The sequence below is a fragment of the Pedobacter hiemivivus genome, from assembly GCF_004331685.1.
Classification (GTDB): domain Bacteria; phylum Bacteroidota; class Bacteroidia; order Sphingobacteriales; family Sphingobacteriaceae; genus Pedobacter; species Pedobacter hiemivivus.
The window spans coordinates 65,331-72,247 of the sequence record NZ_SJSM01000007.1 but is presented as its reverse complement, the minus strand read 5'-3'; the positions used below and the strand labels follow the sequence as shown (position 1 = coordinate 72,247).

The 6,917-nt window shown below is 40.3% G+C and carries 4 protein-coding genes; all 4 read right to left on the bottom strand.

The features are described 5' to 3' along the window. Position 1: 1 nt before the first annotated feature. The 4 genes from EZ444_RS13420 to EZ444_RS13405 are packed head-to-tail and all read right to left on the bottom strand — an operon-like array spanning position 2 to position 6,916. Complete coding sequence (locus EZ444_RS13420) at positions 2 to 904, bottom strand: PorP/SprF family type IX secretion system membrane protein (RefSeq protein ID WP_131609635.1); 903 nt, start codon at positions 902 to 904, stop codon at positions 2 to 4. A 19-nt stretch (positions 905 to 923) separates the two neighbouring features. Next, on the bottom strand, positions 924 to 1,703 hold the full coding sequence (locus EZ444_RS13415) for a gliding motility-associated C-terminal domain-containing protein (protein WP_131609633.1): 780 nt from the start codon (positions 1,701 to 1,703) through the stop codon (positions 924 to 926). Positions 1,704 to 1,712: 9 nt separating this feature from the next. Continuing rightward, positions 1,713 to 3,152, bottom strand: coding sequence for a TlpA family protein disulfide reductase (locus tag EZ444_RS13410; protein ID WP_131609631.1), 1,440 nt, complete (start codon positions 3,150 to 3,152; stop codon positions 1,713 to 1,715). 41 nt (positions 3,153 to 3,193) lie between these two features. After that, positions 3,194 to 6,916, bottom strand: a complete 3,723-nt coding sequence (locus EZ444_RS13405) for a tail fiber domain-containing protein (RefSeq protein ID WP_131609629.1) — start codon at positions 6,914 to 6,916, stop codon at positions 3,194 to 3,196. Position 6,917 lies beyond the last annotated feature (1 nt).

Here is a 6,917-nt window from a genome sequence, read left to right as displayed (position 1 = left end):
TTTACTTCGGCTCCTTAAACAGATTAATTTTTAAATTGACCTCAAAATCTCCACCAGTACGCATACGATCTCCAGCCAATTGACTGGTATAAAAGCATTGTATAAAGTACTTATCGTAATTTACGCCTACACCAAAAACAGAACTTTTGTCGCTACGGAACATTCCCATGAAATTAAGAATGTTGTTTTCAAGCTTCAGGTTTGTACCCACATCCCAAATGCTTTCAATGTCTTTAGCTCCTCTGAAACTGATTTTAGGTTCTATAGACACGATATCCAAAGCAGATCCGATTTTGTAAGACATGGCAGCAAAATAAGTATGTCCATCTATCGTAACCAGCGGATCCTTCTGCAAAAATTTAGACAGGTTAGGCAATGCTCCTTGTATTGTGAACCGCTCATTGGTATATGCAATACCAAAATCTCCATCAATATAAGGCTTGCGTTCGTTAAAACGTTGCGCCAAAATATCATCGGGTTCAGCAATAATCTTGTTATTGTCCAGACTTTCTTTCATCGCACCGAGAGAAAGACCAAAGTGCAAGTTTTTGTTGTCTCCATTTAATGGCAAGTGATAAGCATAACTCGCCATGATGCGGGTACGCCCAATCAGTCCGGCTTTGTCATTATATATGATTAGGCCCATCCCTACTTTATCGCGCTGATAATCTCCACTCACAGCCATCGTAACTGGCGAACCTTCGATGCTCCGCCATTGATTGCGGTAACTAAGGTTCACATTTAATCCCTTTTCCATCCCTGCAAATGCAGGATTACTGATGTATTGATTTTCATAATACTGGGTACCTAAGGGTCTGATTTGTGCCGATGCAGGGAATGCGATTACCAATCCAGCTAAAACTCCCAATGCAGCAAATAACGCCTTATTAACTCTATTTTTCATGCTCAATTCTTTCATTTTATTATTCCCTTACTACAGAGATAAATCCTGATCTTTTTGCTTTTCCTGAATCGAAATACAGGACATAGTAATAACTATCTTCGGGTAGCGCACTTCCATTAAACGTACCTCCCCAGGTGTTGTCATAACCTATCATATTGAAAACTAGCCTTCCTTCGCGGTCGTAAATCTTCAACTCGTTGTTAGGATATAGATGGATGTTTTTAACAATCCAGGTATCATTTACACCATCACCATTTGGCGTAATCATGTTGTTAGCAATCAAATCTGAATAAGCTTCTTTGCCTGATTCCATGGTTACTGCCGTTAAATCAGAAAAAGTAATCTTATCCCCAAACAGCTGACCAACGTATCGCTCGGTCGGATTAGCCACACTTTCCTTAACCAGCGTAAAATCTTTATAGTTGTTACTTGGTGCTTTTGAATAAGCCAACACCAAGCTTTTGCCTTCGTTTCCATTGAGTTCAACATCCTCATAATTCAGGGCAAGCTCCCCATCAAAAGTTGCTGGTCTGCTAAACCTGTATATTCGTTGGATGCTATTGAACTTTGGCCAGATCACCGTTTGCATTTGTTTAGTAATCATCAGGTTGTTCATTCCCCATTCCGTAGCTGGAACCAGTGTTAAGCCCTCGGTATAGAATACAGTTCCTGGTTGGACAAAGATTCCTTCTGATCCTACCTTCAGCTGAGCCTTTACATCAGGACAGATAAACAGCAAAAATCCAATGGCAATAGATGCGATAAGTCTTTTCATTTTTCCTAATAATATATTTTTCATCAATACTGATTATTTCATTTCTGCTTCCAACTGAGCAACAGTCTCAGGTAAAGCCACAATTTTATTGCTCTTCGCATCTACCAATACCATTGTTGGTGTTGACAAGACAAAGTATGCCGCAGCTTCAGGACTTCTTATTCCTTGTTCTCCTCGCTTATGTTTAAATGCAGGCAAGCCTACTTTGGCTTTTTCCCATGCTGGAATCTCCGTTTCTGTTTCATCTAAACTGATGGCGAAGACATCCATCATTTCTCTTTTTGAAGCGTCCTGGTACCAGGGATGTAATTTTTCTACCAACTCTTTACAGTGCTGACAATCGGCCGACCAAAACAATACCAGTTTATATTTGGCTTCAGTTTTAAATTGATGAAACTTAACCGTATTACCTGAAGCCAGTTTCCAGTCAAAATCAGGCGTTACGGAACCTACAACTAAGGTTTCCAGACCTTTCAATCTCTGCTCGATTGCTTTTCTACGGCTCGTTAAGCAAAGTGGATCGTTCAGGTAAGGTTCCAACATTTTTATGCCTGCAGTCATGTTAAAACTTTCAAATCCATTGTAGAAATAATCTACCATCCATCCGTAAACTAAAGGATGACCCAAACGGGCTTTCTCTATGGCGCGTTTTCCGGCAAGGGTAAACAGAGAATCTCGGAGTTCAATAGTGGTTGACATGGCGCCATAAATATTTACATACTTATTCATCCACTCTTTGATCTCGGTTGTTTTGATGATCATTGGATTTTTAAAGTCCATGCCATCTAAATAATGTTCGATCACACTGTTCACTCTGTCTTTTTCTGTTCCTTTCCAAAGGATTGGCGCGATATGTTGAAATACAAAACTATTGCTCACAAAAGTATTCTTGTGTTGCAAGGTTTGTGCTTCAATCCATTTATTGTAAGTCAAACGTCTTCCTTCATATTCTTCCGTTCCCAATGCAAAAAACTTCGATTCCGGACGGTCATAATTCATCAGAAAATTCTGTAACAATCCTAGCTGTTCTCTTCTTTTCCCATTGTCCGCAGCAAAAGCTGTGATCACCGTATTTTCTATTTCTCCTTTTTGGAAATAAGTACTATCGGGATGATTCAATGCTTTAGGACGGGCCCAAAGTTCCAGATTTTGATTGTTTACAAAAATGCGTTTTTCAGCAGGGTAAGGATTACTACTCTCTTTTTCCTGATAGTCAAAACGCAAAACAAACTCTCCCGGTAATTGATCTTTAGGGATATTCAACACTGAGGTTCCGCCATTATTTATAGCTGGATTTTCTACAATTGTTTTTATAGATGCACCAGCAAGGGAAAGCAAAGAAATCTTGCTTTTCGCTACACCAGACAAATGTATTTTCAAGCTAATGTCTTTAGTCTGCCCACTTGCATTTAAACATAATAACCCTACAAAAACTGTGGGGACAAGTGTATGCTTTAATCGTTTACCTATCATCTCTATATAGCTTCAAAATAGTGGTCTCTTTTTATCAATAGTTATTGCATATTTTTAAGAATGTTATTGATCTGTTCTTGTTGTTTATCCATACGGATCTTCAATCCATCAATCTCCTCTTGCTGTTCCTTTACCGCCTGGATCAGCATACCCGTTAGTTGAGTATAGTCTACTTTTAAAAAGCCATCTTTACCTTTCGTCACCATCTCTGGGTACACCTTTTGAAGCTCTTGAGCTATCACTCCTATTTTTACACCTGTTGCGTATTTAGTTTGATCTTTATATTCAAAACTCACACCTCTGATCTGATTAATCTTTTGCAGAACTGTAGTTAAGGTTTCGATGTTTGATTTCAAATTTCTATCCGATGGGGTGTATAAATTTCCGTTTATGGTTAAATCTTGAGCCAATATTGCATTTCCTTGAGTATCGAAAGTCAAGCCTTTGCCGGTTCCACCGTCATTGCTGATCGAGAATGCCGAAAGTTTAATACTCTCCGTAGCTAGATGGTTACCCAAGTTATCTCTACCTGCAGCTGTTGCGTTAGTAATTCCAGCATCTACGTATTTCTTAGTTGCGGCATCCTGATCTGCGATAGGATCTGCCATATTCGTAACTTTAAAATTTGCAGCTATTCCATCACCCAAAACAAGGTCTGCTTTTGCTGCACCAAATCCACTGATGAGCACTTTATCTTTAGTGGTTGATTCTGCAATACCAGCAGCATTACCTACATAAAGCTCTCCTGTTGCGAGCTTATTGTCTACGGCTACCCACCCTGTACCATTGTATACATAAAAGCGATTTTCAGCAGTATTATAATAAGTATCACCTACGAGTGGATTAGTTGGTGCTGTAGGCCCTATAGGTGTTTTACCTGTTTTATCGTCTACATATTTTTTAGTAGCCGCATCCTGATCTGCAGCGGGATTTGCCAGATTTGTAATCTTAAAATTGGCTGTTCCATCACCCAAAGCAACATCTGCTTTTGCTATACCAAAGCCACTGATTAGCACTTTATCTTTAGTGGTTGATTCTGCGATACCTGCAGCATTACCTACATAAAGTTCGCCTGTTGCGAGCTTATTGTCTACCGCTACCCATCCCGTACCGTTGTACACATATAAACGGTTTTCAGCAGTATTATAATAAGTATCACCTACAACTGGATTAGCTGGGGCTGTCGGTCCCGTAGGCATCTTCACTGTTTTTGCATCTACATATTTTTTAGTAGCAGCATCCTGATCTAGGGTTGGCTCGGCAAGGTTAATTAATTTAAAATTACCCATTGCTACATCTCCCTGGGCAGAACCAAAGCCACTTAAAGGAACCACATTTTTAGGTGTTGACACTGCTATACCTGCTGGACTTCCAACAAACAAGTGACCGTCAGAAAGTTTATTATCAACAGGTACCCAAGTAGTACCATTATAAACATACAAACGACCTTCTACAGTATTATAATAAGTATCACCTGCCTTTGCTCCAGTTGGTGCTGTTGGGCCTGTTGGTGTCTCTGAAGTTTTTGAATCCACATATTTTTTCGTTGCAGCATCCTGATCGGTAGTAGGATCTGCAAGACTTGTAATTTTAAAATTAGTTGTTCCATCTCCCATTACCACATCTGCTATTGCAGCACCGAAATCACTTACAGGCACAGTGTTTTTAAGCACACCATTTGCTTTATTAGAGGCATCGCCGACAAAAATATGATCTGTTGATAAGGTTATTACTCCGGGCGTAGATAGCTTGCTGTCTACATAATTCTTCGTGGCTGCGTCCTGTTCAAAAACCGGGTCCTTTAAAAAACTAATATTGAATTGATTTACAGCATCCCCCATATTCACATTCTCCGTAGCTTTACCAAAACCGCTCAATGGCACCTGAATTTTCGGTGTGGCAGTTGCTTTCCCTGTACTGTTCCCCACAAAGAGGTTTCCAGAAGGCAGAGCAAGTATGGATGAAGGTGTACTAAAAAGGTCATCAACATACTTTTTATTCGTAGCATCTGTTTCCGCTAATGGCGTACCTATATTTGTTAATAAAAAACCTGCAAGTGAAATGTCAGTAGCAGGATCTTTGAAACCACTCAATGGAATGGTATTTTTTTCAATCCCCGTGGCTTTCCCATTTACATCACCAATCATAAAAAGGTCTTTAGCCAGGTTAATTCTAGCGGGATCAAATGTTTTGGTATCGATATAACCTTTGGTAACAGCATCTTGAGCATCCACGGGATTTGCAAGACCAGTAATCTTAAAACCACCTGCAGCAATATCCGCCGTAGGTGCAGCGAAACCGGTTAATGATACCGTATTTTTTAGCGTAGCCACAGCTTTTCCTGCGATGTCACCTACCAGGAAATTTCCTGTTGGCAATAGAATATTTGCAGCATTAACTTGTCTGCCGTCAACATAAGCCTTAGTTGCAGCGTCCTGTGCTGCAGTAGGATCAGCCATATTGGTGATCTTGAAATTGGTCACTGGTGTACCCCCTCCCATTGACACGTTAGCTCCAGCTTTATCGAAACCACTAATTGGAATGAGACTCTTCAATACCCCTATCGCCTTGTTGGAACTGTTACCAACCAGAAAGTTATTATTAGCTAAAACCATAGAGCCCGGAGCAGACACCAATGCGTCTACATAACCTTTTGTTGCCGCATCTGAATTGGTAGAGGGGTTGGCAAGGTTAATGATTTTAAAATTTGTAGTGGCATCTCCCATCGATACATTGTCTAGGGGAATGCCAAAGCCACTCAAAGGAATTTTTGTCTTATCTAGTTTCTCATCAGTAATAGCAAGCGGCTGAATGGTCAGCTTACCAATATTGGTGATGGTTGCATCTCCCGTTAAAGCAACAGACACAGGTGTATTGGAAGCATTACCAACGAAGATCTGACCGTTACGCAAGAGATTGTTGATCGGCATCCAGACCGTACCATTATAAACATATAATTTGTGGTCTGATATATTATAGAAAAGGTCGCCTTCCTTAACACTTACCTTAGTCGGATCAGGATTAATATTGGCACTTGGGGTGGATCCATTCGTCGAAAGCTCAAGCCATAAAGCGCCGTTATAAATATAAGTTTTATTGTCATCTTTATTCAGGAACATCTCTCCGCTCTTTGCAGGGTTCGGGAATTCAGCAGTTGTACCGCTTGCTATTACTCCTCCACCAACAGGTACCCAGCCATCGGCTGTGTAGGCGTATAGTTTTTTCTCGGTAACATTATAAAAAAGATCGCCGGCCTTTGGCGTAGCAGGAAGATCAGCTTCGGTTCCGGATTTAAAACCTCTGATGTCTTTATCGATATCCTGAATAGCAGAGTTAATAACCGCAATCTTCAGCCCTTCATTTACATATTCCTGATCATTCGTTAACTGCGGGTAACCATTAGGTGTAGGCCTAAAAAGAGTTCCTGTGTTATAGGAAGTTGGATAGGTGTCGTAAACGTCTAGTGCACCTCTAAGGTAGGTAGCATCTACTGTAATCGACGACCCATTGAGATGAGTGATTTTATCAATCCTAAAAGTCAATCCAAGAACATCTGCAATCATATCCCCTGGTAAAATATCTGCAGCGCTATTAATATATCGAGGATCTGTAAAAACTCCCTCAATAGAATAATTTGAGTTTGGAGTTGATGCGACCTCCGATGCCCCGGTGATATAGAATCTCCCATTAAGGGACTGCCCTTTACCAACAAAAGGAATTAACCATAGCAGAACAATGACAAAAATATACCCGTTTTTTCCCATC

Excerpts from the sequence above, each read along its gene's own strand:
- EZ444_RS13420 (WP_131609635.1), bottom strand. The coding sequence starts at position 904 with ATGAAAAATAGAGTTAATAAGGCGTTATTTGCTGCATTGGGAGTTTTA.
- EZ444_RS13415 (WP_131609633.1), bottom strand. The coding sequence starts at position 1,703 with ATGAAAAATATATTATTAGGAAAAATGAAAAGACTTATCGCATCTATT.
- EZ444_RS13410 (WP_131609631.1), bottom strand. The coding sequence starts at position 3,152 with ATGATAGGTAAACGATTAAAGCATACACTTGTCCCCACAGTTTTTGTA.
- EZ444_RS13405 (WP_131609629.1), bottom strand. The coding sequence starts at position 6,916 with ATGGGAAAAAACGGGTATATTTTTGTCATTGTTCTGCTATGGTTAATT.